Annotated in this window: 23 protein-coding genes; 10 read left to right on the top strand and 13 right to left on the bottom strand. The window is 64.9% G+C overall.

Annotation, left to right across the window (positions count from 1 at the left end; all coding sequences use genetic code 11):
- Positions 1-257: 257 nt before the first annotated feature.
- The 6 genes from KY49_RS18295 to KY49_RS18310 all read right to left on the bottom strand — a co-directional run bounded on the left by KY49_RS18295 (position 258) and on the right by KY49_RS18310 (position 8561).
- Positions 258-1622, bottom strand: a complete 1365-nt coding sequence (locus KY49_RS18295) for a hypothetical protein (protein ID WP_042586041.1) — start codon at positions 1620-1622, stop codon at positions 258-260.
- A gap of 374 nt (positions 1623-1996) precedes the next feature.
- Positions 1997-2902: a hypothetical protein gene (locus KY49_RS37495; protein ID WP_156162576.1), complete on the bottom strand. Its 906-nt coding sequence runs from the start codon at positions 2900-2902 to the stop codon at positions 1997-1999.
- A 144-nt stretch (positions 2903-3046) separates the two neighbouring features.
- Entirely contained in the window at positions 3047-3823 is a 777-nt protein-coding gene (locus KY49_RS35855; RefSeq protein ID WP_059829634.1) for a hypothetical protein, read from the bottom strand.
- Between the two features lie 120 nt (positions 3824-3943).
- Positions 3944-5290 carry a tyrosine-type recombinase/integrase gene (locus KY49_RS18300; RefSeq protein ID WP_042586042.1) on the bottom strand — a complete coding sequence of 449 codons (1347 nt, stop codon included), beginning with the start codon at positions 5288-5290 and terminating at the stop codon, positions 3944-3946.
- A gap of 153 nt (positions 5291-5443) precedes the next feature.
- Positions 5444-6784 carry an ABC transporter ATP-binding protein gene (locus KY49_RS18305; protein ID WP_042586043.1) on the bottom strand — a complete coding sequence of 447 codons (1341 nt, stop codon included), beginning with the start codon at positions 6782-6784 and terminating at the stop codon, positions 5444-5446.
- A 22-nt stretch (positions 6785-6806) separates the two neighbouring features.
- Positions 6807-8561: an ABC transporter permease gene (locus KY49_RS18310; protein WP_042586044.1), complete on the bottom strand. Its 1755-nt coding sequence runs from the start codon at positions 8559-8561 to the stop codon at positions 6807-6809.
- 490 nt (positions 8562-9051) lie between these two features.
- On the opposite strand from KY49_RS18310, the gene KY49_RS18315 reads away from it, so the two are divergent.
- Complete coding sequence (locus tag KY49_RS18315; RefSeq protein WP_042586045.1) at positions 9052-9318, top strand: double-stranded DNA-specific endonuclease; 267 nt, start codon at positions 9052-9054, stop codon at positions 9316-9318.
- A gap of 43 nt (positions 9319-9361) precedes the next feature.
- Here the strand turns inward: KY49_RS18315 and KY49_RS18320 are convergent, their stop codons facing one another.
- On the bottom strand, positions 9362-10675 hold the full coding sequence (locus tag KY49_RS18320) for an ATP-binding protein (protein WP_042586046.1): 1314 nt from the start codon (positions 10673-10675) through the stop codon (positions 9362-9364).
- Positions 10659-11384 carry a response regulator gene (locus KY49_RS18325; RefSeq protein ID WP_010091052.1) on the bottom strand — a complete coding sequence of 242 codons (726 nt, stop codon included), beginning with the start codon at positions 11382-11384 and terminating at the stop codon, positions 10659-10661. Before KY49_RS18325 ends, KY49_RS18320 begins: the two co-directional genes overlap by 17 nt.
- A gap of 223 nt (positions 11385-11607) precedes the next feature.
- Between KY49_RS18325 and KY49_RS18330 the strand changes: the two genes are divergently transcribed.
- Positions 11608-12159, top strand: coding sequence for a periplasmic heavy metal sensor (locus tag KY49_RS18330; RefSeq protein ID WP_042586047.1), 552 nt, complete (start codon positions 11608-11610; stop codon positions 12157-12159).
- 96 nt (positions 12160-12255) lie between these two features.
- Here KY49_RS18330 and KY49_RS18335 read toward each other — a convergent pair whose 3' ends face one another.
- A complete protein-coding gene (locus tag KY49_RS18335) occupies positions 12256-12954 on the bottom strand; it encodes a pirin family protein (RefSeq protein ID WP_042586048.1) in 699 nt (232 codons plus the stop codon).
- 382 nt (positions 12955-13336) lie between these two features.
- On the opposite strand from KY49_RS18335, the gene KY49_RS18340 reads away from it, so the two are divergent.
- From KY49_RS18340 to KY49_RS18355, 4 genes are all read left to right on the top strand, one after another.
- Complete coding sequence (locus KY49_RS18340) at positions 13337-14113, top strand: ABC transporter substrate-binding protein (RefSeq protein WP_042586852.1); 777 nt, start codon at positions 13337-13339, stop codon at positions 14111-14113.
- A gap of 208 nt (positions 14114-14321) precedes the next feature.
- Complete coding sequence (locus KY49_RS18345) at positions 14322-15011, top strand: ABC transporter permease (RefSeq protein WP_042586049.1); 690 nt, start codon at positions 14322-14324, stop codon at positions 15009-15011.
- The gene (locus tag KY49_RS18350) at positions 15008-15721 is read left to right on the top strand and encodes an ABC transporter permease (RefSeq protein ID WP_010091047.1); all 714 of its coding nucleotides are present in this window, start codon (positions 15008-15010) and stop codon (positions 15719-15721) included. Before KY49_RS18345 ends, KY49_RS18350 begins: the two co-directional genes overlap by 4 nt.
- An 18-nt stretch (positions 15722-15739) precedes the next feature.
- Entirely contained in the window at positions 15740-16519 is a 780-nt protein-coding gene (locus KY49_RS18355) for an ABC transporter ATP-binding protein (protein WP_042586050.1), read from the top strand.
- 75 nt (positions 16520-16594) lie between these two features.
- Here the strand turns inward: KY49_RS18355 and KY49_RS18360 are convergent, their stop codons facing one another.
- A complete protein-coding gene (locus KY49_RS18360) occupies positions 16595-17107 on the bottom strand; it encodes a GNAT family N-acetyltransferase (protein WP_042586051.1) in 513 nt (170 codons plus the stop codon).
- Between the two features lie 133 nt (positions 17108-17240).
- Here KY49_RS18360 and KY49_RS18365 point away from each other — a divergent pair, with 133 nt between their 5' ends.
- Together KY49_RS18365 and KY49_RS18370 are read left to right on the top strand one after the other, a co-directional pair.
- Positions 17241-18182, top strand: a complete 942-nt coding sequence (locus KY49_RS18365; RefSeq protein WP_407060286.1) for a LysR family transcriptional regulator — start codon at positions 17241-17243, stop codon at positions 18180-18182.
- Between the two features lie 492 nt (positions 18183-18674).
- Positions 18675-19766, top strand: a complete 1092-nt coding sequence (locus tag KY49_RS18370) for a porin (RefSeq protein ID WP_042586052.1) — start codon at positions 18675-18677, stop codon at positions 19764-19766.
- Between the two features lie 128 nt (positions 19767-19894).
- Here the strand turns inward: KY49_RS18370 and KY49_RS18375 are convergent, their stop codons facing one another.
- Positions 19895-20233 (bottom strand): P-II family nitrogen regulator, encoded by a 339-nt coding sequence (locus KY49_RS18375; protein ID WP_017333848.1) that lies wholly within the window; start codon positions 20231-20233, stop codon positions 19895-19897.
- Positions 20234-20298: 65 nt separating this feature from the next.
- Positions 20299-21984 carry an NAD+ synthase gene (locus tag KY49_RS18380; RefSeq protein ID WP_042586053.1) on the bottom strand — a complete coding sequence of 562 codons (1686 nt, stop codon included), beginning with the start codon at positions 21982-21984 and terminating at the stop codon, positions 20299-20301.
- 124 nt (positions 21985-22108) lie between these two features.
- Between KY49_RS18380 and KY49_RS18385 the strand changes: the two genes are divergently transcribed.
- Together KY49_RS18385 and KY49_RS18390 are read left to right on the top strand one after the other, a co-directional pair.
- The gene (locus tag KY49_RS18385; RefSeq protein WP_042586054.1) at positions 22109-23287 is read left to right on the top strand and encodes a GNAT family N-acetyltransferase; all 1179 of its coding nucleotides are present in this window, start codon (positions 22109-22111) and stop codon (positions 23285-23287) included.
- A gap of 60 nt (positions 23288-23347) precedes the next feature.
- Positions 23348-23962 (top strand): GIY-YIG nuclease family protein, encoded by a 615-nt coding sequence (locus tag KY49_RS18390; RefSeq protein WP_042586055.1) that lies wholly within the window; start codon positions 23348-23350, stop codon positions 23960-23962.
- Positions 23963-24021: 59 nt separating this feature from the next.
- On the opposite strand, the gene ppa is transcribed toward KY49_RS18390, so the two are convergent.
- Positions 24022-24549, bottom strand: a complete 528-nt coding sequence (gene ppa, locus KY49_RS18395) for an inorganic diphosphatase (protein WP_010091037.1) — start codon at positions 24547-24549, stop codon at positions 24022-24024.
- Between the last annotated feature and the right edge of the window lie 135 nt (positions 24550-24684).

Below are 24684 nucleotides of genomic sequence, written 5' to 3' on the forward strand. Positions count from 1 at the left end.
ACCCCACCTAATACCTCTTACCTAATGCTTCGCATTGCATTCCATAGGAAGCAAAAGTAGCAGACACCCAATGTATTCGTGATTATCGAGGATTTAATCAACAACCCCCAATAGAAGACGATGATTCACTTATTCTTCTCATATACATACATACGCACGCAGTTTGAATTTACTCGCACCACAATGCCACCTTCAATCACCATCCACTCGCTCGCCAAACAGACATAAAGCGGCAGGTATTAACCTGCCGCAAATATTCAGGGGGCCACGTATTTCGGACGCTTCTTCCTCTCATGCCTTACGCTTGAGTGATCCAGCTTGTTCCTGCTGCCCGCTTTACCAATACCGCACCCGGTTAGCAGATCACTTTTGCCGAAGCGCCTCGTTTTATTCTTGTGCAAGATCGGCGACACCCCCAGCCGTCTACGAAGGGTTGCCGAGTACACCATCGTCAAAGCCGCCGCCCGGAGATTCTGCGCTTCACGACTGTGCTCCTGCACCAAGCCCACAAACTCATACGCTGATGAAAGTAGGCCGTTCTTTTCCACCTCCCACTCTTTCACGGCTTTCCGGTACGCCCGGAAAGTCATTCCACTGAGTCGCCGGTAAGTTGCCCCTTCCCCAGCAAAATATTTCCATAAGGCCCCGATATGGCGGGCAATTCCAACCACCTCCGCGCAACGACTGACATCAAAAAACATCACCAGTTCGTAATGCACCGTAATGTAGCTTCGCGGGTCATTCAAATCCACATCAGGCAAGTTCTGCCGGAACGTTGCGCTGTAACTCTCCTGCATCACCCAGAAGTACCCAGTCGCTCCCTTCAGAAGCGCATCGTTACGTCGATCAGTAATCAGGCGCGAGAATGCCTTCTTTATTTCTTCGTCGACATGGTCCGCCGCGTTCTTTTGCGGAATCGAGAGCCTGACAGCAACAACCGCCTGACTCTTGTGGTGAGAAAGCAACCCGTCGATCAAGGCGTTAACACTGTTGACCCGATTCTGCAGTGTTGCATTTTCACGAGCAACCTTTGACCGATAATCACTCGCGGTGACAATTTCCGCAATTTTGTCCAGAATCGAGTTGAAGCGTTCCGCCGGCGCCCTGAATTGCTTCGCGAGGATTTTTGCCGTTCCCTCATCCGTCTTCCCAAAGCTTCCATCAAAGAGCAAGTCCGGAAAATCACTGGGGCAGACAAGCTGGAGTGCCTCGCGAGCCGCCTCAATATTGGTGCAATACTGGCTATTCCTGTAATACGGGATCGCAAGCAGGTTATTGAATTGACGCAGTGCCTGATAATTCGACGCTGCTTTTTTGTTTTTTGCAAATACCGGCTCCGAAATCTCCTTGGTCCACGGGATTTCATCGGAATGGCGGTCCAGCGTGAATTTAGCCCCATCAAACGACGGCGACTTCCGACTACGTTCGATATCGCGGACCACCTGGTCGACCCAGAACAGAATCAACTGGGGCGGTTTCCATACAAACTGGGCCGGCACCAGCGACGTGCTCCTGATCAGAGGCTCATCCGCCGCTGCTGGCTCGAGATCCGATGCATGGGCAAACGCATCCGTACGGGCCTTGAGCCCTTTGAACGGCCCCTTTTCATTTGCCTTTCCCACCCCTTCCTCCCGATACCGTGATCGCGCCGCCCCCGCCTCACGTCGGCAGCTTGCACGCAAAGTTGCGCCCGCACAGTCGCCCTCTGGGCCGCGTGGGGGCAAAAGGGCAGCAGCGTACCCTGAAATCCGCCATATCGGCAAATTATTCTGTTGAGAGCCTACAGTTACCCTTGTTCTACTTGATCTAGCGCTTAAGTCTGATGATGCTAAGTTGGAAATATATCCGAAACACCGACCGATATCCGAGACGGATTTAGACGGAATATCACGGATTGGGACAAGTTGACGACTGATCCCGAAGCGCTCGGGATCGTTCGGTTGCGACGCTCGCCGTCAGCGAGAGGAGGGAGGCTGAAAGATGTTGGAGGGACGCGTCACGACTTCGTGAACGGCGTGGGGCCTAGGAGGGAGGCAAGCGACTTGCCTTGTTGAGGATCGGGGGTCGCGTGGGATGCGCCACCGGCCACGTGGAGGGCCTGCTGCTGGTTATCTCGCCATTGCCAGACCTTTCCGTTCCGGCGTTTGAACGGCGTGAAACCATCGACGACGACTCCTTTGCGGGCGTACGTGTTCAGGGTATCCGTCCGTAACCCAGTCAGCCCCGCAACTTCCGCCGTCGTGTAGTAACCGCGTGCCGCCGGCGTCGTTAGCACTGGCGGATGCCCGCGTGGTTTCCGCTGCCTGGTGCTCAACTTTGTTTCAGCGACTGCACCGGTGGCTGCTAAGCCACCCTTTTTACGGCTGGTCGACAATTCGATAACGGGCTGACTGGTTAATCGATCACGCAATGCATTGAGTAAATCAAAGGGAATAAGAGCTGGCACCGGCAAGCCCACCGCGTTTCCGATAATGAAAAGCCACTGGAGCTCCCTAAGCGAGTCGATAGTCAGCAACCTCAGTGACGGGAACCCAATGCCCTCGCCGCCTCGATTCATCTCTCTCGTTTCCGAAGTTATTGCTGGGAGAAGCAAAACCACCATGTCACGCGGACTGGCCTCTCCTTTTCCCGTTAGCAAATGAAGATAGGCACAGTAAAGCTCGTAATCTGGTTGGAGGTACCCGTCTATATCGATCGGCGTGCGACCATCAATTTGTTGGAGATCATGCGCGGCTTTGCTTTCGCCGCTTGTTCGGAAATTCGGAACGAAGCCCGCGCACAGCATCGCAGTCTCTTCAGCCGTCCATGTCGGCTTGACGAGCCATTTTGATAGGACGGGATTTACGCGATCGTAAAACCCCAGGAGATCCTGGGCGATGTTAGATTGCGACAACTGCGTCATGAGCTCGTCGATTTATACCAGACAAAGCGACCCCCGAAGAGTCGCTCAAATATGAATGATGTCCAATTGCCAATTTTAATTGCGCTGGTAATACAGGGCGCTCTCTGAACTTGCGGGACGTTTCTCGTGGCACTCTATTGACGGCTACTCAACATTTGACTCTCCAAAATCACGACGACTGCCGCTCAGAAGTTTCTTGACTTCTACTACCGGCCACAGCAACCGACGATTTGGAAGCTTCGTAGGTCTGATACCGAGGTAGCTGCCATCCATGGAATGGCGCTTGCGGATCGATTGAGGATCGATGGCCAGAATAGCCGCCAATTCTTCCGTGGATACGTGATCCCGATTTGCCGGAATCGGCATCGGAACACGAGGGGCACTTTTTTCCACCTTTTTCGGTACCGGAGTGCTCACTGATGAATCGCTGGACAACTGCCCTGAAAGGGAATGGATTGCGCTGATCGTCTCCGCCGACTGGGCGGCGTATTCAGCAACAGCAACGGGAATGAAATCCAGTTGATCCGTCTGCACCTTGCCGCCGCTAATGACATCAAAAATGAGGCGCATCCAGTCCGTCTCAACATCCAGATCCTGACACCATGAGATAAATTCGTGCGGCGCGAGCTGAGTGGGCGTAACGATGCCATTTTCCTCGTCGTCCTGGCAGCGCCATTCCCATAGCCTCATGATTTCGCGGGCTTTGATCCAACGGTCAATGACGCCCCCCTTGAACGGCCTGCCATCGAGGCCCGTCCCCTCACGAGGGAATTCCGTGCATCCAGTCGGTGCGTGCACACCCGACAGAATGAGCGCCCCTTCGATCGGCGTCCAGGTTGGCCGATCGAGATAGTCCTTCAATACGGCATAAAGCTGCCTCGCGGCAGCAACACGTTCTTGGGGTGATTTTCCTTCGCTCATGGCCTGATCGTTTCGTTCGAATGGTCGACGGCGATCATCGTCGCCGTCGACCAATTCTAGCCTACGACCGGTTGCCGATAGATGCTCCAGCTCGAAGACACCTGCCATTCATCCGAATGATTAAGCCGCGTCGACCTGAAATCGAATTCCAGCTTGATCGAGCATCCATGACTCAATCTTGTCGTGCCACATGCGCAGCAAGTCGAGGGGCCGGCGTCGATAGTGTTTCTCGGCGATCGCGGACGGTTTATGCCCCTGAATCTGCGCGACAACGCCAACTGGCACTTCGACCCACTCCGATAACGTGCCAAACGACCGACGAAGCCCGTGCAGCGTCACATGGGGCAGGCCCGCGGAAACCAAAGCCTTTCGGTGTGCATCACCGGGGTCTGCAATCTTGCCGTCGGCCGCCTTGGCACTTGGGAAAACCCACGTTGACGGACTCCACTGCTGGCCTTTAGCCGCCATCCGGGCGATTTTCTGACTACTTGGCGGTGTCTCATTCCATCTTTTCAGGTTCAACAGCAAACTCGCCAGATACGGAGTCAGGGGTATTGTTCTCCCCCCAGAACCCTCCATCTTGTCGTCAAGAACAAGACTCCGCCACTGAAAATCGACATCTTCCCAGCGAAGTGACGCCCACTCCTCACGCCGCGCACCAGTTACCAAAAGGCCTTGAAGATACGCACTGATGACCGGATTCTCGACGTTCCTTACCGCACGGAACCAAGCCATGAGTTGTTCGCGCTGGAGAGAATCGCCCTCCTTAGCTTTGACGCGCGGCACGACTTCCTTCACCGCTCGCGACGAATAGGCATCTGCTGGAATGATTCCAGCGTAAGCCGGTGTGTCAGCCGCCCACCTGATAAACCCTCGCAGCAAGCGAAAAGAGAGTGCGGATACGGTCGGACGTTCCGATGACTGCAGGCGCAGCCACTCGCTAACGCACTTTCCCGTAATGTCAGAAAGCTTAACTGGGCGCAATGACGCCAGCGGTCCAGCCTTCCTCGTACCCGGACCACTCTTGCGAGGTTGACCACCGACGCTACCGTGTTGGAGATGATCGCGATAATGCAACTCGCCCCAAAACGACTTACGCGTCTCGACGTAATCGTCCCATGCCTCACCAAAAGTCACATCCTTCCGCCGAGCCTCAGCTCGCCGGGCTTCGTGAGCTGCCCGCTGATCGGCCTTCACTTCTCTCGGGTCTTTGCCCTCATCAACCAGCGTTTTCAACTTGCTGGCTTCAATACGAGCCTTGCCAAGGTCCCAAACTCGGGCATCACCGATCGTCACCCTGACGGTTTTGCCAAACAACCTTGACTCAAAGACATAGGCTCGCGTGCCAGCCGCAGTCACGCGCAACCCCAAGCCCGGGGTCTTCGCGTCCCAATGAATAGTCTGCTGCTTGCCTGGCTCACACACGAAACCTTCAACCCGTGCCGCAGTAAAACTTTGCTTTGCCATCTTTGCCCCTAGTAGGCACCATGTAGGCAAATTGTGCGAACACAAAGGTATCTAAGTCAACATGAAAGTTGACGAACCAACCCTCAAGCCATTGTTTTTTATAGATTTATGCATCTTGATGGATGTCGATCCAGACGCATCCATCTCTAGACTTCAGGACTCGACGTCCTCGAGACTGAAAATCTCGGTCTGGTCGTTATACGAGAAGATCTCGCCGTAACGGCCCCAGTCGATCACCGCGTCGAGCGTCTCCTCCGCGGCGCCGTCGGACAGGAAATCCTCCAGCTCCTGCTCGAAGCGCACCCGCGGCGCGCGATGGCCCGGCCGCTCGTTGAGCACTTTCTTGATCCGCGCGGCGAGCGGCACGTGCTTCAGCAGATGATCCGCGAACATCAGCTTGCGCTCCTGCGTGCCGAACTCGGCGAACACGCGCCCCGGCGGCGTCAGGAACACGTCCCCTTCCCGCACGTCGGCGAAGCCGAGGTACTGCAGCACTTCGGCGATCGGGAACAGGTCGTCGACCTCCAGATGCAGCGTGCGCGCGATTTCCGGCATGTCCGCGCGGCCGTGGTACGGCGGCGCGGCGAGCGTCTCGATCAGGCCGGCCATCAGGTTGGTCGACACCTGCGGCAGCCAGCTGCCGAGCTCGAGCCCCTTCTTCGTCGCCTCGCCGATCTGGCGGGCCGTCATCTTCGCGTAGATGTCGTCGACCAGCCGGCGGAACGCCGGGTCGAGGCGGTTGCGCGGATGCTTGAACGGCACCTTGATCTCGGCGATCACGCGGCCCGGGTTCGACGACAGCACGAGGATCCGGTCGCACATGAACACCGCTTCCTCGATGTTGTGCGTGACGATCAGCACCGACTTGATCGGCATGCGGCCCTGCGTCCACAGGTCGAGCAGGTCGGTACGCAGCGTCTCGGCGGTCAGCACGTCGAGCGCCGAGAACGGCTCGTCCATCAGCAGGATCGTCGGATCGACGACGAGCGCGCGCGCGAAGCCGACGCGCTGGCGCATGCCGCCCGACAGCTCGCGCGGATACGCGTTCTCGAAGCCGTCGAGACCGATCAGGTCGATCGCCGCGAGCGCGCGCTCGCGCCGCTCGCGCGCGCCGACGCCGAGCGCCTCGAGGCCCGCTTCCACGTTCTGCAGCACGGTGAGCCATGGGAACAGCGCGAAGGTCTGGAACACCATCGCGACGCCTTCGGCCGGGCCGAGCAGCGGCTTGCCGAGGTAGCTGACCTCGCCGCCCGTCGGCTCGATCAGGCCGGCGATGATGCGCAGCAGCGTCGACTTGCCCGAGCCGGAGCGGCCGAGCAGCCCGACGATCTCGCCTTCGCGCAGCGACAGGTTCGCGCCGTCGAGCACGAGCAGCTCGCCCTGGGTCTTGTTGAAGCCGCGGCTGACGTCGGCGACGCGCAGGATCTCGTCACCGAGCTTCGGCGGCGCCGGCTGCGTCTGAACGGGGGCGTTTACAGCATTCGGATTGTGCATCGCGTTTCGCTCTCAATCAGTTTCAGTCAAGTCGCAGCTTCGATTCGGCATAGGCATACAGCGGACGCCACAGCAGGCGGTTGAACAGGGTCACGAACAGGGACATCACCGTGATGCCCAGGATGATCTTCGGGAAATCGCCGGCGGCCGTCGTCTGGGCGATATACGCGCCGAGGCCGTGCGCCTCGATCTTGGTATTGCCCCACTGCACCGCTTCCGACACGATGCTCGCGTTCCATGCGCCGCCCGACGCGGTGATCGCGCCCGTCACGTAATACGGGAAGATGCCCGGCAGGATCGCCTGGCGCCACCACTGCCAGCCGCGGATGCGGAAGTTCGTCGCCGCCTCGCGGTAGTCGTTCGGATAGGACGTCGCGCCGGCAATCACGTTGAACAGGATATACCACTGGGTGCCGAGCACGATCAGCGGCGACAGCCAGATGTCGGGGTTCAGGTGGAAGTGCGCGATCACGATCACGAACGCCGGGAACAGCAGGTTCGCCGGGAACGCGGCCAGGAACTGCGCGAGCGGCTGCATCTTTTCGGCGAGCGCCGGGCGCAGCCCGATCCACACGCCGATCGGCACCCAGATCACCGACGCGATCGCGATCAGCACGATCACGCGCAGCAGCGTGACGAGCCCCAGCGTGATGACGTGGCCGACTTCGGCCATCGTCACGCCGGTCGCCACGAAGCTGACGACGCGCCAGACGACGTAGGCCGTGCCGGCCAGCACGAGGAGCGCCCACGCGATGTCGGCGGCGAACGACGCCTTCTTCTCGACGCGCGGCAGCGTAAAGCGCACCGCGCCCGACAGCGGCAGGCGCAGCGGGATCCGCGCGGCCTTAGCGAAGAGCCAGCCGGCCGGCACCAGCAGCTGGTGGATCAGGCGCGTGCGGCGCACGAGGTCGAGCAGCCACGATTCGGGCGCGTTGCCGGAACTCGTGGTTTCCATCCGGAACTTGTCGGCCCACGCGACGAGCGGGCGGAACAGCAGCTGGTCGTACGCGAGGATCACGACGGTCATCGCGAGGATCACCCAGCCGATCGCGCCGAGGTTCTTGTCGCTGATCGCCTGCGCGAGATACGCGCCGATGCCCGGCAGCGTGATCGAGTGATTGCCGACCGTGATCGCCTCCGACGCGACGACGAAGAACCAGCCGCCCGACATCGACATCATCATGTTCCAGATCAGGCCCGGCATCGAGAACGGCACCTCGAGCTTCCAGAAGCGCTGCCACGACGTCAGGTGGAAGCCGCGCGACACTTCGTCCAGATCGCGCGGCACGGTGCGCAGCGACTGGTAGAAGCTGAACGTCATGTTCCACGCCTGGCTCGTGAAGATCGCGAAGATCGCGGCCAGCTCGGCGCCGAGCACGCGGCTCGGGAACAGCGCGAGGAAGAACGTCACCGTAAACGAGATGTAGCCGAGCACCGGCACCGACTGCAGGATGTCGAGGATCGGCACGAGCACCATGCCGGCGCGGCGGCTCTTCGCGGCGAGCGTGCCGTACACGAGCGTGAACGCGAGCGACGCGACCATCGCCGCGAGCATCCGCAGCGTCGTGCGCAGCGCATATTCGGGCAGGTTCGACGGATCCAGCGAGATCTTCTGCGTATTGAGGGTCGTGATCGGCGCCATCGTTTCATGGAACCCGACCACCGCCATCGCGATCAGGCAGATGATCAGCGGAAAGGCAATGAAATCCCAGCGGTTCGGCAGGACGCGCCATGCCGATGCATTGGCGATCCGGTTCGGATCGAATCCGATCTCCATCAGGCGCTCTCCCCGGTAAGGCCGATCGGATCGAAGGATATGACCGGCAGACGATGTTGATTCATGGCAAAGCGCGCGGGCGCGGTAATTCGTTTTGACTCACGATGCAAGGCAGGCGCAATGCGCCGCATCCGTGCCGACAGCATCACCGCGCGCGGGTCCCGGTCGAGTCGTTCCGCAAACGGCACGACACTACTACAACCTGTATTTCAGGCACAACCTTCCGGATCGAGACGGTGGAATCCGCCGCAGCGCGGGCGAATCGGGCCCGGAACGGGCCGACGGCTGACGGATCGGCGCGGGACGCAGCGGCGCGCAACGCGCCGGCCGGCATGCAGGCCCGAATTATGCCGTGATCCGGCCCGCCCGTGAACCCGCCCGCCGCGTACGGCGGGCAAAACCGTGCGTCCCGTCAGGAGCCGGACACGGCGAAGCAGGTATGATCGGGGCTGGCCCCCACGGGGATCGATCGACGAGCGGGAGGAAAGGAATGGCAGGAAACTTGGTGATCGTCTGCCGCGATCAGGATGCCGATGCGTTCTACGAGCTGATGCAGGAGTACGGTTCGTTCCAGACGCGGCTGTCGTCGACGGCCTGGTACCTGAACATGAACATCGTGCCGGAATCGCTGCAGGACGAGATTCTCGAGCGCCTCGGCCGGTACACGACCGTGTACATCTTCGAGGCCACCAGCGTGACGTACAACACGATCGACAGCAACGCCGCCGAGACGCTCGGTTCGCTGTTCGGCGAATGACGCAGCGCGCGGCGTCCGGCCAGGCCGGCGCCGCGCGCTGCGCTCACGCGGCCTGCGCGTGCGGTTCGGGCTTCGGCACCGCGTCGAACGGGAACTGCATCGCGACACGCAGGCCGCCTTCCGGCCGGTTGCCGATCTCGCACGTCCCGCCCAGCCGCAGCACCAGCCGCTCGACGATCGCGAGCCCGAGGCCGCTGTGCCCGTTGCCGCCGCGCGCCGGGTCGAGCCGGACGAACGGCCGCGTCGCGGCCGCGAGATCGCGCGGCGCGATGCCGCCGCCGTGGTCGCTCACCGCCAGCAGGTAGCCGGTCGCGGTGCGCTCGGTTTCGACGACGACGGGCGGCGCGCCGTACGCATGCGCATTGTCGAGCAGGTTCGACAGGATCCGGTCGAGCGTCGCGGTCGGCAGGCGGAAGCCCGGATCAGCGGCGAGGCGGGTCTGGACCGTCGGCGCGTTGGGCGCGACCGCGCGGTAGGTGCGCGCGATCCGCTCGCAGGCCTGGTCGACCGCCACCGGCTCGCTGCGGTCGTTGCCGCCGTGCGCGAACACGAGGAACTGGTCGACGATGTGCGACATCGAGTCCACGTCGCGCACGACGCCGTCGCGCAGGCGCGCGTCGTCCATCATCTCGGCGCGCAGGCGCATTCGCGCGAGCGGCGTGCGCAGGTCGTGCGCGACGCCCGCCAGCATCACCGCGCGGTCGTTCTCCGCGCGCGACACCTGTTCCACCATCTGGTTGAAGCCGTGCGTGAGCTGGCGCAGCTCGCGCGGGCCGCGCTCGCGCAGCGGCGGCACCGGCTGGCCGCGCCCGAAGCGGGCGACCGCGCGCGCGAGCGAGCGCAGCGGCTGCTGCAGCTGCCAGGCCGCGAACAGTGCGGCGACCACGCCGGCGGAAAAGATCGTCCCGAGCCAGATCAGCATCCGGTCCAGCGAGCGCGGCGGCCGCAGCGGCTGCACCGGCACGACGATCCAGTTGCGGTCGGCCGGCTCCTTGACCCACAGCACGGGCGGATGGCCGGGCGTGCCGATCTCGACGCGCGTGCCGGCCGGCATGCGCTCGCTCACGTCGTCGCGGAAACGCCTGAGCGCCGGCGGCAGGCCCGCGTGCCCCTGCGGCACGTCGGGGCTGTCGGGTGGGACGAGCCGCACGCGCGACGGCAGCGGCTGGTCCGGCGTGCGGGCGACGTGCTGGCGCACCGCATCGACGAGAAACGACGCTTCCTCGACCGCATAGCGCGTCTGCATCTGGTTGCGCTCGAGCCGCATCGCGAAATACCACGCGAAGTGCGACAGCAGCAGCACGCCGATGACGAGCAGCGCCAGCCGGCCGAACAGCGAATCAATGGGCTTGCGCATGGGCCTCGCCGTCGGGCACGAACACGTAGCCGCGCCCCCGCACCGTCTGGATGAAGCGCGGCGACGACGGATCCGACTCGAGAATGCGGCGCAGGCGCCACACCTGGACGTCGATGCCGCGGTCGGTGCCGTCGTATTCCGGCCCGTGCAGCAGCTCGAGCAGCCGTTCGCGCGTGAGCGTGCGCAGCGCGTGGTTGACGAAGATCTTCAGCAGCGCGAATTCGCTGCTCGACAGCGCGGCCGGCTTGCCGTCGACCGACAGCGTGCGGGCCTGGAAATCGAGCAGAAAGCGGCCGAACGCGTAAGGCTCGCGCTGTTCGGGCGCCGCGGCCGACGGCGTCGCGCGGCGCCGCCGCAGCACCGCCTGCACGCGCGCGAGCAGCTCGCGCGGGTTGAACGGCTTGCCGAGGTAGTCGTCCGCGCCGAGCTCGAGCCCGACGATGCGGTCGACGTCGTCGGCGCGCGCGGTCAGCATGATCACGGGGATGTCGTCGCCGGCCGCACGCAGCTGCCGCAGCGCGGTGAGGCCGTCCACGCCCGGCATCATCAGGTCCAGCACGATCAGGTCGGGGCGCTCGCGCTCGAGGCGCTTCTCGAGCGTCGCCGCGTCGTGCAGCACGGACACTTCCATGCCCTGGCGTACGAGGTAGTCGCGCAGCAGGTCGCGCAGTTCTTGGTCGTCGTCGACGATGAGGATCTGGGTAGTCATGGCTCGAAGTTTACCGCGCGAGGGCGGCCGCAAAGAACGATACAAAGGGACGAAAGGGTTACTGCGGATTACCGCGCAAGCGAACTGTAATGCGCGGTAACCCGGCCGCCGGACGCCGTAACACCGGCCGCCGCACGCGCCGCTAACCTGCGTCTTACCGGATGCGGCCCCGCGGTTTCGCCCGCCGCCGCGTCGCCGGACCTTTCGAACAGGAGTTTCTGAAATGTATAAGAAGACGTCCCGGGTGGCCATTGCGGCCGCCACCATGCTCGCTCTCGCCTTCGGCGCCGCGCATGCCGCGCCGCCGGCCGACGCGCCGCCGCCGGGCGGCCCGGGCATGCACCAGATGCACGGCCACGAGGGCGGCCCGTTCGGCGCGATCCTGCGCCTGCACGACCAGCTGAAGCTCACCGCCGCGCAGGAGCAGCAGTGGCAGACCGCGGTCAATACGATGAAGCAGAACCGCGACGCGATGCGCAAGAGCCACGAGCAGATGCGCGAGCAATTCAACGCGCAGCAGAACCAGCCGATCCTCGACCTGAACGCGATGCACGCCGCGCGCCAGCAGGCCGAGCAGCAGAACGCGCAGCTGCGCGAGCAGACGTCGGCCGCATGGCTCGCGTTCTACAACGGGCTGAACGACCAGCAGAAGACGACGGTCAGCACGGCGATCAAGCAGCAGTACGCGCGGATGGAGCAGCGCCGCGAGAAGATGAAGGAACGCTGGGAACAGCACCGCCAGGCGGGCAAGGCCGCATCGGCGCCGGCGCAGTAAGCCGGCCTGAGCCGGCCGCACCGCCCTCCCCGGCGCGGTGGAGACGGGGACGCGGGCGCCCGGCCCGCGCCACCGTCTCCACCTCGTCCTGCCCGTTCAGGCGAGATCGAACAGCAGCACCTCGGCATCCCGGCCGCTCGCCAGCGTGACCGACGCCACCCCGCCGATCCGCACCCCGTCGCCGCTCTCCAGCGGCTCGCCATTGACCTCCAGCGCACCGCGCGCGACGTGCACGTATACGCGTCGCCCGGCCGGCACGTCGAACACCGCCGCTTCGCCGCCATCGAACAGCCCCGCATGGATGCTCGCATCCGCGCGCATCGACACCGAGCCGTCGCGCCCGTCCGGCGACGCGACGAGCCGCAGCCGGCCGCGCTTCTCGTCCTCGCCGAAGCGCCGCTCCTCGTAGCCCGGCCGGCCGCCCCGCTCCGTCGGCAGCAACCAGATCTGCAGCAGATGCAGCGGCCGGTCGCGCGACGCGTTGTACTCGCTGTGCACGATCCCCGTGCCGGCGCTCATCCGCTGCACGTCCCCGGGCCGGATGATCGACCCGTTGCCCATGCTGTCGCGGTGCGCGAGCGCGCCCTCCAGCACGTAGGTGACGATCTCCATGTCGCGGTGCGGATGCATGCCGAAGCCGCGCGTCGGCGCGATCCGGTCGTCGTTCAGCACGCACAGCGCGCCGAACGGCGGATGTGCGTCGTCGCCAGCGCCATCGATCGGGAAGCTGTGACGAGACACGAGCCAGCCGTGGTTGGCATGGCCTCGGTCGGCGGCGCGGAGGATCTGGAACATGAGCGGTCCGTGGGGCGGTGTGTCGGGATGCCGCCAATGTAGGGACTCGCCGAGCCCGCAACAATCCATGCGCGCGCACCGGATCGTTGCATGCACGAACGCAATTCATGCAATGTTCGATGAGACTGCATCGAATGCCGCAACAGCGGCGCCGATCGGGGCCGCCGGCGTCGCTCGCCGCCAACGGATCCCGCCGGAAGCGTGCTTGTGCGCTGCCCGGGTAGCGCGTTCGGGTAAAATACCGCGCTTTTGGCGCCCGCCCGTGCGGCGGTTGCCGCCGCCAGGCCGCCGAACACGAATTTTGGCTATCTAGAATACGGCGCGGCGCACGGCCCGACAGGCCCGGCGCGCCGCCACGGAATCTCAGTATTAAAGGATGGAAATGAAGAAGGCCGCCCTGTGCGCCGCCCTCGCCCTCGTGGCGGGCAGCGCCTTCGCGAAGGAGTGGAAGACCGTGCGGATCGGCGTCGACGCCAGCTACCCGCCGTTCGAGTCGACCGCGCCGAGCGGCGAGATCGTCGGTTTCGACGTCGATCTCACCAAGGAAATCTGCAAGCGGATCAACGTCAAATGCGTGTGGGTGGCGCAGGATCTCGACGGGATCATCCCGGCGCTGAAGGCGAAGAAATACGACGTGATCGTGTCGTCGCTGACCGTGACGGACAAGCGCCGCGAACAGATCGACTTCTCCGACAAGGTGTACGACGCGCCGGCGCGGATGATCGCGAAGACCGGCTCGCCGCTCTTGCCGACGGTCGCGTCGCTGAAGGGCAAGCGTGTCGGCGTCGAGCAGGGTTCGACCCAGGAGACCTATGCGAAGGCGTACTGGGAGCCGCAGGGCGTGACCGTCATTCCGTACCAGAACCAGGACCAGGTCTACGCCGACCTCGGCTCGGGCCGCCTCGACGCGACGCTGCAGGACGAGCTGCAGGCCGACTACGGCTTCCTGCGCACGCCGCGCGGCAAGGGCTTCGCGTTCGCGGGGCCGGAAGTGAAGGATCCGAAGACGATCGGCGACGGCACCGCGATCGGCCTGCGCAAGGAGGACGCCGACCTGAAGCTGAAGATCAACCAGGCGCTGGCCGACATGCACAAGGACGGCACGTACGACCGCCTGTCGCACAAGTACTTCGCGTTCAGCGTCTACTCGGCCCGTTGAGCGCCGGGTGCGAATGCGGGGCGCGCCCCGCATTCGCGCAGTACAGGCAGTCAAACCACGCGCCGCCCGCCCCCTCGCCCGCCGCCCACCGCGGCAGGCAGGTCCGGCGCCCTCGCCGGGCGGGCGGTCATGATACGCACGGGGCGTTCCGCGCAACATGCGGAGCGCGTCTTTCGCGGCGCACCCGGTGCGCCGTCAAGGACCACATATGTTTCTTCAAGGTTACGGCCCGCTGATCTTCGCAGGCACCTGGCAAACCGTCAAACTGGCGGTGCTCTCGCTCGCGCTGTCGTTCCTGCTGGGGCTCCTCGGCGCGGCCGCGAAGCTGTCCCGCAACCGCGTCACGAACGGCATCGGCACCGTCTACACGACGCTGATCCGCGGCGTGCCCGACCTCGTGCTGATGCTGCTGCTGTTCTACAGCCTGCAGATCTGGCTGAACCAGCTGACCGACCTCGCGGGCTGGGACCAGATCGACATCGATCCGTTCCTCGCCGGCGTGCTCGTGCTCGGCTTCATCTACGGCGCGTACTTCACCGAGACGTTCCGCGGCGCGTTCCTGTCGGTGCCGCGCGGGCAGCTCGAGGCCGGCAGCGCGTACGGGATGACGAGCTGGCAGGTGTTCTCGCGCATCATGTTCCCGCAGATGATGCGCTTCGCGCTGCCGGGCATCGGCAACAACTGGCAGGTGCTCGTGAAATCGACCGCGCTCGTGTCGATCATCGGCCTCGCCGACGTCGTGAAGGCGTCGCAGGACGCCGGCAAGGGCACGCTGCGGTTCTTCTTCTTCACGCTGATCGCGGGAGCGATCTACCTGGCCATCACGACGATTTCGAACTTCGTGCTGATGTGGCTTGAAAAGCGCTATTCGACCGGCGTCCGCAAGGCAGACCTATGATCGACCTCATCCAAGAATACTGGCGCAACTATCTCTACACCGACGGCTACCGCCTCACCGGCGTCGCGATCACGCTGTGGCTGCTCGTCGTGTCGATCGGGCTCGGCTTCTGCCTGTCGGTGCCGCTCGCGGTCGCGCGGGTGTCGAAGAAGAAATGGCTGTCGGGCGCGGTGTGGCTCTACACGTACGTGTTCCGCGGCACGCCGCTCTACGTGCAATTGCTGCTCTGCTACACGGGCCTCTACAGCCTGCAGGCCGTGCGCGGCACGCCGATGCTCGACGCGTTCTTCCGCGAAGGGATGAACTGCACGCTGCTCGCGTTCACGCTGAACACCTGCGCGTACACGACCGAGATCTTCGCGGGCGCGATCAAGGCGACCTCCTACGGCGAGATCGAGGCCGCGCGCGCGTACGGGATGTCGACCTTCACGATGTACCGCCGCGTGATCCTGCCGTCGGCGCTGCGCCGCGCGCTGCCGCTGTACAGCAACGAGGTGATCCTGATGCTGCACGCGACGACGGTCGCGTTCACGGCGACGGTGCCGGACATCCTGAAGATCGCCCGCGACGTCAACTCGGCGACCTACATGTCGTTCCACGCGTTCGGCATCGCCGCGCTGCTCTATCTCGTGATCTCGTTCACGCTCGTCTGGCTGTTCCGCCAGGCCGAGCGCCGCTGGCTCGCGTATCTGCGCCCGCAGGGCAAGTAAGTTTCCGCAGGACTATTGATGAACTCCCAGACTCAGAAGCTTTTCGTCGACGATCTCCACAAGCGGTACGGCAGCAACGAAGTGCTCAAGGGCGTGTCGCTGAAGGCGAACGCGGGCGACGTGATCAGCGTGATCGGCTCGTCCGGCTCCGGCAAGAGCACGATGCTCCGCTGCATCAACTTCCTCGAGCAGCCGAACGCGGGCCGCATCTTCGTCGACGGCGAGGAAGTGCGCACCGCGCTCGACAAGACGGGCGCGCTGCGCGCCGCCGAGCCGAAGCAGCTGCAGCGCGTGCGCACCAAGCTCGCGATGGTGTTCCAGCACTTCAACCTGTGGTCGCACATGAACGTGCTCGAGAACGTGATCGAAGCGCCGGTCAACGTGCTGAAGCTCGGCAAGCGCGAAGCCGAGGAGCGCGCGCGCGAGTACCTGGAGAAGGTCGGGCTGGCGCCGCGGGTCGAGAAGCAGTATCCGTCGCACCTGTCGGGCGGCCAGCAGCAGCGCGTCGCGATCGCGCGGGCGCTGGCGATGCATCCGGACGTGATGCTGTTCGACGAGCCGACCTCCGCGCTCGATCCCGAACTCGTCGGCGAAGTGCTGAAGGTGATGCAGAAGCTGGCCGAGGAAGGCCGGACGATGGTCGTCGTCACGCACGAGATGGGCTTCGCGCGCAACGTGTCGAACCACGTGATGTTCCTGCACCAGGGGCGCGTCGAGGAAGAAGGCGTGCCCGCCGAAGTGTTCGCGAATCCGAAGAGCGAGCGCCTGCGCGGGTTCCTGTCGGGCAGCCTCAAGTAAGCCCGAATCCGCTTCGATGCCCCGACGCCGGGCGCCCCGCGGCGCCCGGCTGCGTTTACGTACGCTTACTTGCGTTTATGCGCGGCCCGACGGCGCGGCGTCCACGGGCGCCGCATCGGCGAATGTGCGCAGCGCATCGCCCGCGAGCCGGTAGCGCACCCATTCGCTCTGCGGCTCGGCGCCGACGCTCTCGTAGAAGCGGATCGCCGGTTCGTTCCAGTCGAGCACGCTCCACTCGAAACGCCCGCAGCCGGCATCGACCGCGATCCGCGCGAGCGCCTTCAGCAGGCGCAGGCCGGCCCCCGCGCCGCGAAAGCGCGGCGACACGTACAGGTCCTCGAGATACAGCCCCTGCCGGCCGAGCCACGTCGAATACGAAAGGAAATACACGGCGAAGCCCGCCGGCTCGCCGTCGACCTCGCAGATCAGCGCGCGCGCCGGCGACGCGTCGCCGAACAGGCTGCGCTCGAGCGACGCGACGGTCGCGACCACCTGGTCCTCGGCTTTCTCGTAGATCGCCAGCTCGGTGATGAAGCGCAGGATCAGCGGCGCGTCGGCAACGGTGGCGGAACGGATGTCGATTTGCACGGTAAAGGCCCTCCCCGGCCGGCATGCAGCAAACGGCGGCGCCGCGCACGCGCGCTGGCGCCGATGAAGACGTCATGCTACGTTCGTCGAGCCACTGCAGGAAGTGCAGTTTCTTCATCCACACCTGAACATCATGCATCCCGATCTGCGCCGCCTCGACCTGAACCTGCTGCTCGTGTTCGACGCGCTGTACCGCCACCGGTCGGTCGCCGCGGCGGCGAACGAGCTGGCGATGAGCCCGTCCGCGCTGAGCCACGCGCTCGCGCGGCTGCGCACGGCGATCGGCGACGCGCTGTTCGTGCGGCTCGGCAACGAGATGCAGCCGACCGTGCGCGCCGACGACATCGCGACCTGGGCCGGCGACGCGCTCGACGCGATGTCGAAGGGGCTCGCGCGCGCCCGCCGCTTCGACCCGGCGCAGAGCGAGCGCACCTTCGTGTTCGCGGCAACCGACTACACCGCGTTCGCCGTGCTGCCCGCGTTCATCGCGCGGATCCAGCACGTCGCGCCGCAATTGCGCTTCCGGGTCGTCCACTCGGACCGCAAGATCTCGACTGACGAGCTCGCGGCGGGCCGCATCGACTTCGCGCTCGGCTACCACGAGGAAGCAGCGGCCGACGCGCCGGGGATCGAGGAATTCGACTGGTTCTCCGACGACTACGTCGTGATCGCGAGCGAGCGCCATCCGCAAGTCCGGCGCCGCCTCACGCTCGAGCAGTACCTCGCGGCGCGGCACGTCGTCGTCACGCCGTGGAACGAGACGCGCGGCGTCGTCGACCACGTGCTCGACCGGCTCGGCCTCGCGCGGCAGGTCGCGGTGCAGTTGCCGAGCGTGCTCGCCGCGCCGTTCATCATCGCGGAATCAGGGCTCCTGATGACCGTGCCGAACCGCGCCGCGCAGGCGCTGCGGCATGCGGCGCCGATCCGGATCTTTCCGGCGCCGTTCGAGATTCCGCGCTACACGCTGAAGGTCTACTCGCACGCGAAGCATGCGCGCACCGACGCGCACCGCTGGATTCGCGCCCGGCTGCTCGACGCGCGGCCGGACAGCGCGGGCGTCGCAGGCATCGGATAAGCGCGCCGATCATTACGAAATACTTACCAATTTGGTGCATCGCGCGCTTACGTCTCCGTTTCTCCTGCGTCAATAGTGGCAATCCTTGACGCAACTTCCCGAAAACCGTGTCTCCCTTGCCACACAAGGCGTTGCCGGCGATTCGCCGGCGCGCGCCACGGTGTCGCGTGCCGTGTTGCATGGCAATTTCGACACACGTGTTAGTCAAACAACGATTTCCGTCGCCACAAAAGTGTATTTTTGCTAAATTAGTAACCAAAGTAGCAAAACGAAGTTCATGAAATGTAGTTTAGCTTCATGACGACAAGGAGACCCCGCCAGGCCGACCCGGCCATGCGGGCCCGCTCAACGGCCGCCCGTCTGTTCGCCCGCGTGCTGCGCCCGCCCGGCTTCGCACGAGGTCTCCGTAGTTGCCCGCTTTTGCCCGGCGCTCGCGGCGTCGCGCATCTCGTGCAGTTCTGGGTTGACTTTTTGACAGGGTATGGAGGAGATATGAAGAAAGCTTTGGTCGCCGCAGCGCTGATGGCTGCTGGAGTCGCAGCTCACGCACAAAGCAGCGTCACGCTGTACGGCCGTCTGGATGCCGGCATCGAGTACTTGAACGGGATGCAGAACGGCTCCCGCTGGCGCGCGGAAAGCGGCGACTGGGGCACGAGCCTGTGGGGCATCAAGGGTGCCGAGGACATCGGCGGCGGCAACAAGGTGGTCTTCCAACTGGAAGGCAGCTTCGACACGATGAGCGGCGCGGGCCCGGGCGACAACGGCCTGTGGAATCGCTGGGCAACCATCGGTATCGCGAACAATACGTACGGTACGCTGCTGTTCGGCCGCGAACTCGCGATTGCAAACGGCGTGTGGGACTTCGACCCGTTCGGCCAGTCAGCCTGGTCGACGGCGTCACTGGTGCGCGGCCGCAACTGGGGCAAGACCAGCAACAACGTGTCGTATCAGTCGCCGAAGTACAACGGCTTCGATTTCTACGGCCAATTCTCGTTCTCGAATTCGACGAGCTTCAACGGCAACACCGCCTCGACGCCGGACAATCCGAAGGACGGTCGTGCCGCAGGCGCACAGATCACCTATACGAACGCGCTGTTCCAGTTGCGCGGTATCTATGATGAAGTGCGCGACGGGAACGGCGGATTCTCCGACGTTTACAGAAATTCGCGCGAATACTTCTTCGGTGCGAACGTGTTCCTCGGCCCGTTCAAGGTGCAGGCGGCCTATCAGGCGTCGCGCGCCGGCAGCGCGGGCACGCCCCTGCGCAATGCCGGCGTGACGGCCACCGATCAGGTCTGGGGCGGCGTGACGTGGCAAGCCACGCCGGCTGCTGCGCTGATCGCTGCCGTGTATCACGTGAACGCGAACCACGGCGGCGGCAACGCGAACATCTACACGCTCGGCGGCACGTACAACCTGTCGAAGCGCACGCTGCTCGACTTCCAGGTCGCGACGGTCCGCAACAGCAAGACCGCGAACTTCGGCCTGAACGCCAACGACGCGGGCACCGACGTGAAGACCGGCAACCCGAAACTGGGCGGCAGCCAGACCGGCTTCTACGCCGGCATCCAGCACCTGTTCTGATCAGGGCACGACTCAAGGAATCGATTCGACGACGTTTTCCACGCTGCTGCGAGAGGCGCGTATCGGTGCGGTACCCGACAGGGTATCGCACCGTTTTTTATTGGCGCGGGCGATTGACGCCGGCGGCGTCAGACGGCCGCTTCGTTCTCCTCGCCGGTGCGGATGCGGATCACGCGCTCGACGTCCGACACGAAGATCTTGCCGTCGCCGATCTTGCCGGTGCGCGCGGCGCCGATCACCGCGTCGATCACCTGGTCGACCTGCCCTTCCGCGACGACCACCTCGATCTTCATCTTCGGCAGGAAGTCGACCACGTACTCGGCGCCGCGGTACAGCTCGGTGTGCCCCTTCTGGCGGCCGAAGCCCTTCACCTCGGTCACGGTCAGGCCCGTCAGGCCGACCTCGGCGAGCGCCTCGCGGACTTCGTCCAGCTTGAACGGCTTGATGATGGCGGTGATGCGTTTCATGATGGTTGTCCCTCAATGCTCGTTTGGATGAAAAGACGTGAGCCCGATTCTACGCCGCGCGCGGCTCAATCGAGGCGCTCGGCGAAGCGCGACGTGATCGGGTAGCGCCAGTCGCGGCCGAACGCGCGATGCGTGACGCGGATGCCGATCGGCGCCTGGCGCCGCTTGTATTCGTTGATCTTGATGAGCCGCGTGACGCGCTGCACGTCCGCCTCGGCGTAGCCCGCCGCGACGATCTCGGCGAGCGGGCGGTCTTCCTCCATGTACATCCGCATGATCGCGTCGAGCACGTCGTACGGCGGCAGGCTGTCCTGGTCGGTCTGGTTCTCGCGCAGCTCCGCGGACGGCGCGCGTGTCAGGATCCGCTCCGGAATGATGTCGCGCGTCGCGTATTCAGCCGCCGCGTTGCGGTAATGGCAGAGCCGGTAGACGAGCGTCTTCGCGATGTCCTTGATCACCGCGAAGCCGCCCGCCATGTCGCCGTACAGCGTGCAGTAGCCGACCGCCATCTCGCTCTTGTTGCCGGTCGTCAGCACGATCGAGCCGAACTTGTTCGACAGCGCCATCAGCAGCGTGCCGCGGATGCGCGCCTGGATGTTCTCCTCGGTCGCGTCCTCCGCGCGGCCCGCGAATTCGCCCGCGAGCGACGCGCGGAACGCATCGAACATCGGCGCGATCGCGATCTCGTCGTAGCGCACGCCGACGCGCCGCGCCATGTCGGCCGCGTCGGTCGTCGAAATGTCGGCGGTGTAGCGCGACGGCATCATCACCGCGCGCACGCGCTCGGGCCCGAGCGCGTCGCATGCGATCGCGAGCACCAGCGCGGAATCGACGCCGCCCGACAGGCCGATGATCGCGCCCGGGAAGCCGTTCTTGCCGATGTAGTCGCGCACGCCCAGCACGAGCGCGCGGTACACCTGCGCCTCCAGCGACAGCTCCGGCGCGATCGCGCCGGGCAGCGGCCGCGCGCCGTCGAATTCGACGATCGCATGCCCTTCGTCGAACTGCGGCATCTTCGCGACCAGCGCGCCGGCCGCGTCGAGCACGAACGAGCCGCCGTCGAACACCAGCTCGTCCTGCGCGCCGACGAGGTTCACGTACACCATCGGCAGCCCGGTCTCGCGGATCCGCGCGCGCAGGATGTCCATGCGCACCGCTTCCTTGTTCATGTGATACGGGGAGCCATTCGGGATCAGCAGCACCTGCGCGCCGGCCGCCTTCGCGATCTGCGCGGCCGACGCGTGCCACGCGTCCTCGCAGATGATCACGCCGAACTTCACGCCGTTCAGGTCGAACACGAGCGGCTCGGCGTCGGTCGCGAAGTAGCGCTTCTCGTCGAACACCTCGGCGTTCGGCAGGTCCTGCTTGCGATAGGTGCCGACGATCTCGCCGCCGACGATCAGCGACGCCGCGTTGTAGGTGTCCGACGGCGGCACGCCGCGCTCGATCGGGCGGTTTGCATTACCATCGACGCCTGGCACCCGCAGCGGATGGCCGACCAGCACCGCGAGCCCGTCGAACGCCTTCAGCTCGGCCGCGAGCGCGTCGAGCGCCGCCGCCGACGCCGCGTAGTACGCGGGCCGCAGCAGCAGGTCTTCTGGCGGATAGCCGGACAGCGCGAGTTCGGGCGCGATCATCAGTTGCGCACCATCGTTGTGCGCGGCGCGCGCGGCCGCGACGATCCGCGCGACGTTGCCGGCGAAATCGCCGACGGTGACGTTGATTTGAGCGAGAGCGATACGGGTCTTCATGACGGGATCGGCGCTGCCCGGCGGCGCGCCATGAACGGCTGACGAAATCGTCCCGGGGGCGTGCCGCGGCAGGCGGCGCGCCCCCGGAGACATCCAACGGTACGCATTCAAACGGTTGACACGGTTGAAACACGAACGCATCGATTATCGCACGGGCATCCTGTCGTCCCCGGCCGAAGTGCCGGCCGCCGAATGGAACGCGCTCGTCGCCCGCGACGCGCGCCCGACGCCGTTCCTGCGCCACGAATTCCTCGACGCGCTGCACGTCGCGCGCTGCGCGGTGGACGCGACCGGCTGGTCGCCGCGCTTCGTGACGCTGACCGACGAGCGCACCGGCCGGCTCGCGGCCGCCGCGCCCGTCTACCTGAAGACCCATTCGTACGGCGAATACGTGTTCGACTGGGCGTGGGCGGACGCGTACCAGCGCAACGGCGTGCCGTATTACCCGAAGCTGCTGTGCGCGGTGCCGTTCACGCCCGTGCAGGGCACGCGCGTGCTCGCGGCCGACGACGACGCGCGCCGCCGCCTCGCGGCCACGCTGCTCGCGCTCGCCGAGCAGAGCGACGTGTCGTCGTTGCACGTGCTGTTCCCGACCGAAGCCGAAGCGCAGCTGTTCGACTCGATGGGGATGATGCTGCGCCAGGGCGTGCAGTTCCACTGGATCAACGACGGCTATCGCCACTTCGACGATTTCCTCGGCACGCTCGAGCAGAAGAAGCGCAAGAACATCCGCGCCGAGCGGCGCAAGGTGCACGACGCGGGCGTGACGTTCCGGCGCCTGACGGGCGACGCGATCCGCGACGCCGACTGGCGCTTCTTCTCGCGCTGCTACCGGCAGACCTATCGCGACCACTATTCGAGCCCGTACCTGAACCTCGAGTTCTTCCGCACGATCGGCCAGACGATGCCGGACAACCTGCTGCTCGTGATCGCCGAAGCCGACGGCAAGCCGATCGCGAGCGCGCTCGCCGTCTACCAGCGCGACCCCGGCGGCGGCGGCACGCTGTACGGCCGCTACTGGGGCGCGGTCGAGCACGTGCCCTGCCTGCATTTCGAGACTGCGTACTACCAGCTGCTCGAGTTCTGCATCGAGGCCGGGCTCGATACGTTCGAAGGCGGCGCGCAGGGCGAGCACAAGCTCGCGCGCGGCTTCCTGCCGACCGTCACGCATTCCGCGCACTGGCTCGCGCATCCGGCGTTCTCGGACGCGGTGTCGCGCTTCCTGGAACGCGAGACGAACCACATCCACGCGTACGTCGACGAATTGCACGACCACAACCCGTTCAAGCGCGGCGCGGATTAGCGCGCCTTTTCTGAGACACTGGCGGCTTCGCCGAATTTCGCCGCCTCCTGCCGCCCTGTCATGTCCTGGTTCCTGTATCTGATCGAATGCGCCGACGGCAGCGTCTACACCGGCATCACGACCGACGTCGCGGCGCGCTTCGACGAGCATGCGGCCGGCAAGGGCGCGCGCTATACGCGCTCGCGCAAGCCGCGCGCGGTGCTCGCGTCGTTCCCGCTCGCCGACCGGTCGAGCGCGTTGCGCGCGGAGTACTGGGTCAAGCGGCTGAGTCCGAAGCAAAAACGCGAGCTGGCTGCGGGGATGAGGACGCTCGAATCGGTGCTGCCGGTGGTGGCAGCAGTCGCAGATGACGCCGACGGCGATGGCGAAGAAAAGGCCGCACCGGCCCGCGCATCGCGCAAGCGCGCACCGAAGGGCGACGTGACGGCAGCGGACGCCGCCGTCGCAGCCGATACGGCCGCCCCGAACGGCGACGCGCCGAAACGTGGTCGCGCCGCGGCCAAGCAATCGCCAACCCGCACGGGCCCGGCCGCAAGGGCAGCTACGCCGAAGGCTCGCACGCGCCCTGCCGCGAAGCCCCGGCCCGCGAGCGGCCCTCCCCCCGCGCCCGCGCCCGCGCCCACGCCCGCGCCGAAGAAAACCGCCCGCGCAAAACAAAACCGCGCGGCCTCGTAACGAGGCTCGCGCGGTTTTTTTGCATCGAACGATGCCGGCCGTCGCGGCCGGCGCGCCGCTTACTTCTTGTAGTTCGCGGCGCCGTCGGTGATTTCCTTGTGCGCGGCGTCGATGCCCGCCCAGCCTTCGACCTTCACCCACTTGCCCTTCTCGAGCGCCTTGTACTGCTCGAAGAAGTGCTTGATCTGGTCCTTCAGGTACTCGGGCACGTCGTCGATCGACTTCAGGTTCGCCGTCATCGGGCAGACCTTGTCGTGCGGGACCGCGACGAGCTTCGCGTCGACGCCCGACTCGTCGGTCATCTGCAGCATGCCGAGCGCGCGCGAACGCACGATCGAGCCGGCCAGCAGCGGGAACGGCGTGATCACCAGCACGTCGACCGGATCGCCGTCGCCCGACAGCGTCTGCGGGATGTAGCCGTAGTTCACCGGGTAGCGCATGCCCGTGCCGATGAAGCGGTCGACGACGAGGAGGCCGAGCTCCTTGTCCGCTTCGTACTTCACCGGATCGCTTTGCGCGGGAATCTCGATGATGACGTTGAAATCTTGCGGCAGGTCCTTGCCGGCCGGAACATGGTTGAAGCTCATGTGCGTTCTCTGTTGGTCGAAGGGAATTCGGGACAGGGCACGCCGCGGTCGAGGCACGCGCCGCCGGCATGTCCGGAAAGAATGCGCCATTATAGCCAATCGACCGGTGGCGTCCGGATGACGAACGGCGCGATA

It is taken from the genome of Burkholderia sp. MSHR3999, from assembly GCF_000833595.1.
GTDB lineage: Bacteria > Pseudomonadota > Gammaproteobacteria > Burkholderiales > Burkholderiaceae > Burkholderia > Burkholderia ubonensis.

What these genes read in the sequence shown, in the direction of transcription:
- KY49_RS18310 (WP_042586044.1), bottom strand. Translation starts at nt 8,561, where the DNA reads ATGGAGATCGGATTCGATCCGAACCGGATCGCCAATGCATCGGCATGG.
- KY49_RS35855 (WP_059829634.1), bottom strand. Translation starts at nt 3,823, where the DNA reads ATGAGCGAAGGAAAATCACCCCAAGAACGTGTTGCTGCCGCGAGGCAG.
- KY49_RS18350 (WP_010091047.1), top strand. Translation starts at nt 15,008, where the DNA reads ATGATCGACCTCATCCAAGAATACTGGCGCAACTATCTCTACACCGAC.
- KY49_RS18315 (WP_042586045.1), top strand. Translation starts at nt 9,052, where the DNA reads ATGGCAGGAAACTTGGTGATCGTCTGCCGCGATCAGGATGCCGATGCG.
- KY49_RS18355 (WP_042586050.1), top strand. Translation starts at nt 15,740, where the DNA reads ATGAACTCCCAGACTCAGAAGCTTTTCGTCGACGATCTCCACAAGCGG.
- KY49_RS18345 (WP_042586049.1), top strand. Translation starts at nt 14,322, where the DNA reads ATGTTTCTTCAAGGTTACGGCCCGCTGATCTTCGCAGGCACCTGGCAA.
- KY49_RS18375 (WP_017333848.1), bottom strand. Translation starts at nt 20,233, where the DNA reads ATGAAACGCATCACCGCCATCATCAAGCCGTTCAAGCTGGACGAAGTC.
- KY49_RS18370 (WP_042586052.1), top strand. Translation starts at nt 18,675, where the DNA reads ATGAAGAAAGCTTTGGTCGCCGCAGCGCTGATGGCTGCTGGAGTCGCA.
- KY49_RS18380 (WP_042586053.1), bottom strand. Translation starts at nt 21,984, where the DNA reads ATGAAGACCCGTATCGCTCTCGCTCAAATCAACGTCACCGTCGGCGAT.
- KY49_RS18390 (WP_042586055.1), top strand. Translation starts at nt 23,348, where the DNA reads ATGTCCTGGTTCCTGTATCTGATCGAATGCGCCGACGGCAGCGTCTAC.
- ppa (WP_010091037.1), bottom strand. Translation starts at nt 24,549, where the DNA reads ATGAGCTTCAACCATGTTCCGGCCGGCAAGGACCTGCCGCAAGATTTC.
- KY49_RS18325 (WP_010091052.1), bottom strand. Translation starts at nt 11,384, where the DNA reads ATGACTACCCAGATCCTCATCGTCGACGACGACCAAGAACTGCGCGAC.
- KY49_RS18320 (WP_042586046.1), bottom strand. Translation starts at nt 10,675, where the DNA reads ATGCGCAAGCCCATTGATTCGCTGTTCGGCCGGCTGGCGCTGCTCGTC.
- KY49_RS18300 (WP_042586042.1), bottom strand. Translation starts at nt 5,290, where the DNA reads ATGGCAAAGCAAAGTTTTACTGCGGCACGGGTTGAAGGTTTCGTGTGT.
- KY49_RS18305 (WP_042586043.1), bottom strand. Translation starts at nt 6,784, where the DNA reads ATGCACAATCCGAATGCTGTAAACGCCCCCGTTCAGACGCAGCCGGCG.
- KY49_RS18340 (WP_042586852.1), top strand. Translation starts at nt 13,337, where the DNA reads ATGAAGAAGGCCGCCCTGTGCGCCGCCCTCGCCCTCGTGGCGGGCAGC.
- KY49_RS37495 (WP_156162576.1), bottom strand. Translation starts at nt 2,902, where the DNA reads ATGACGCAGTTGTCGCAATCTAACATCGCCCAGGATCTCCTGGGGTTT.
- KY49_RS18330 (WP_042586047.1), top strand. Translation starts at nt 11,608, where the DNA reads ATGTATAAGAAGACGTCCCGGGTGGCCATTGCGGCCGCCACCATGCTC.
- KY49_RS18365 (WP_407060286.1), top strand. Translation starts at nt 17,241, where the DNA reads ATGCATCCCGATCTGCGCCGCCTCGACCTGAACCTGCTGCTCGTGTTC.
- KY49_RS18335 (WP_042586048.1), bottom strand. Translation starts at nt 12,954, where the DNA reads ATGTTCCAGATCCTCCGCGCCGCCGACCGAGGCCATGCCAACCACGGC.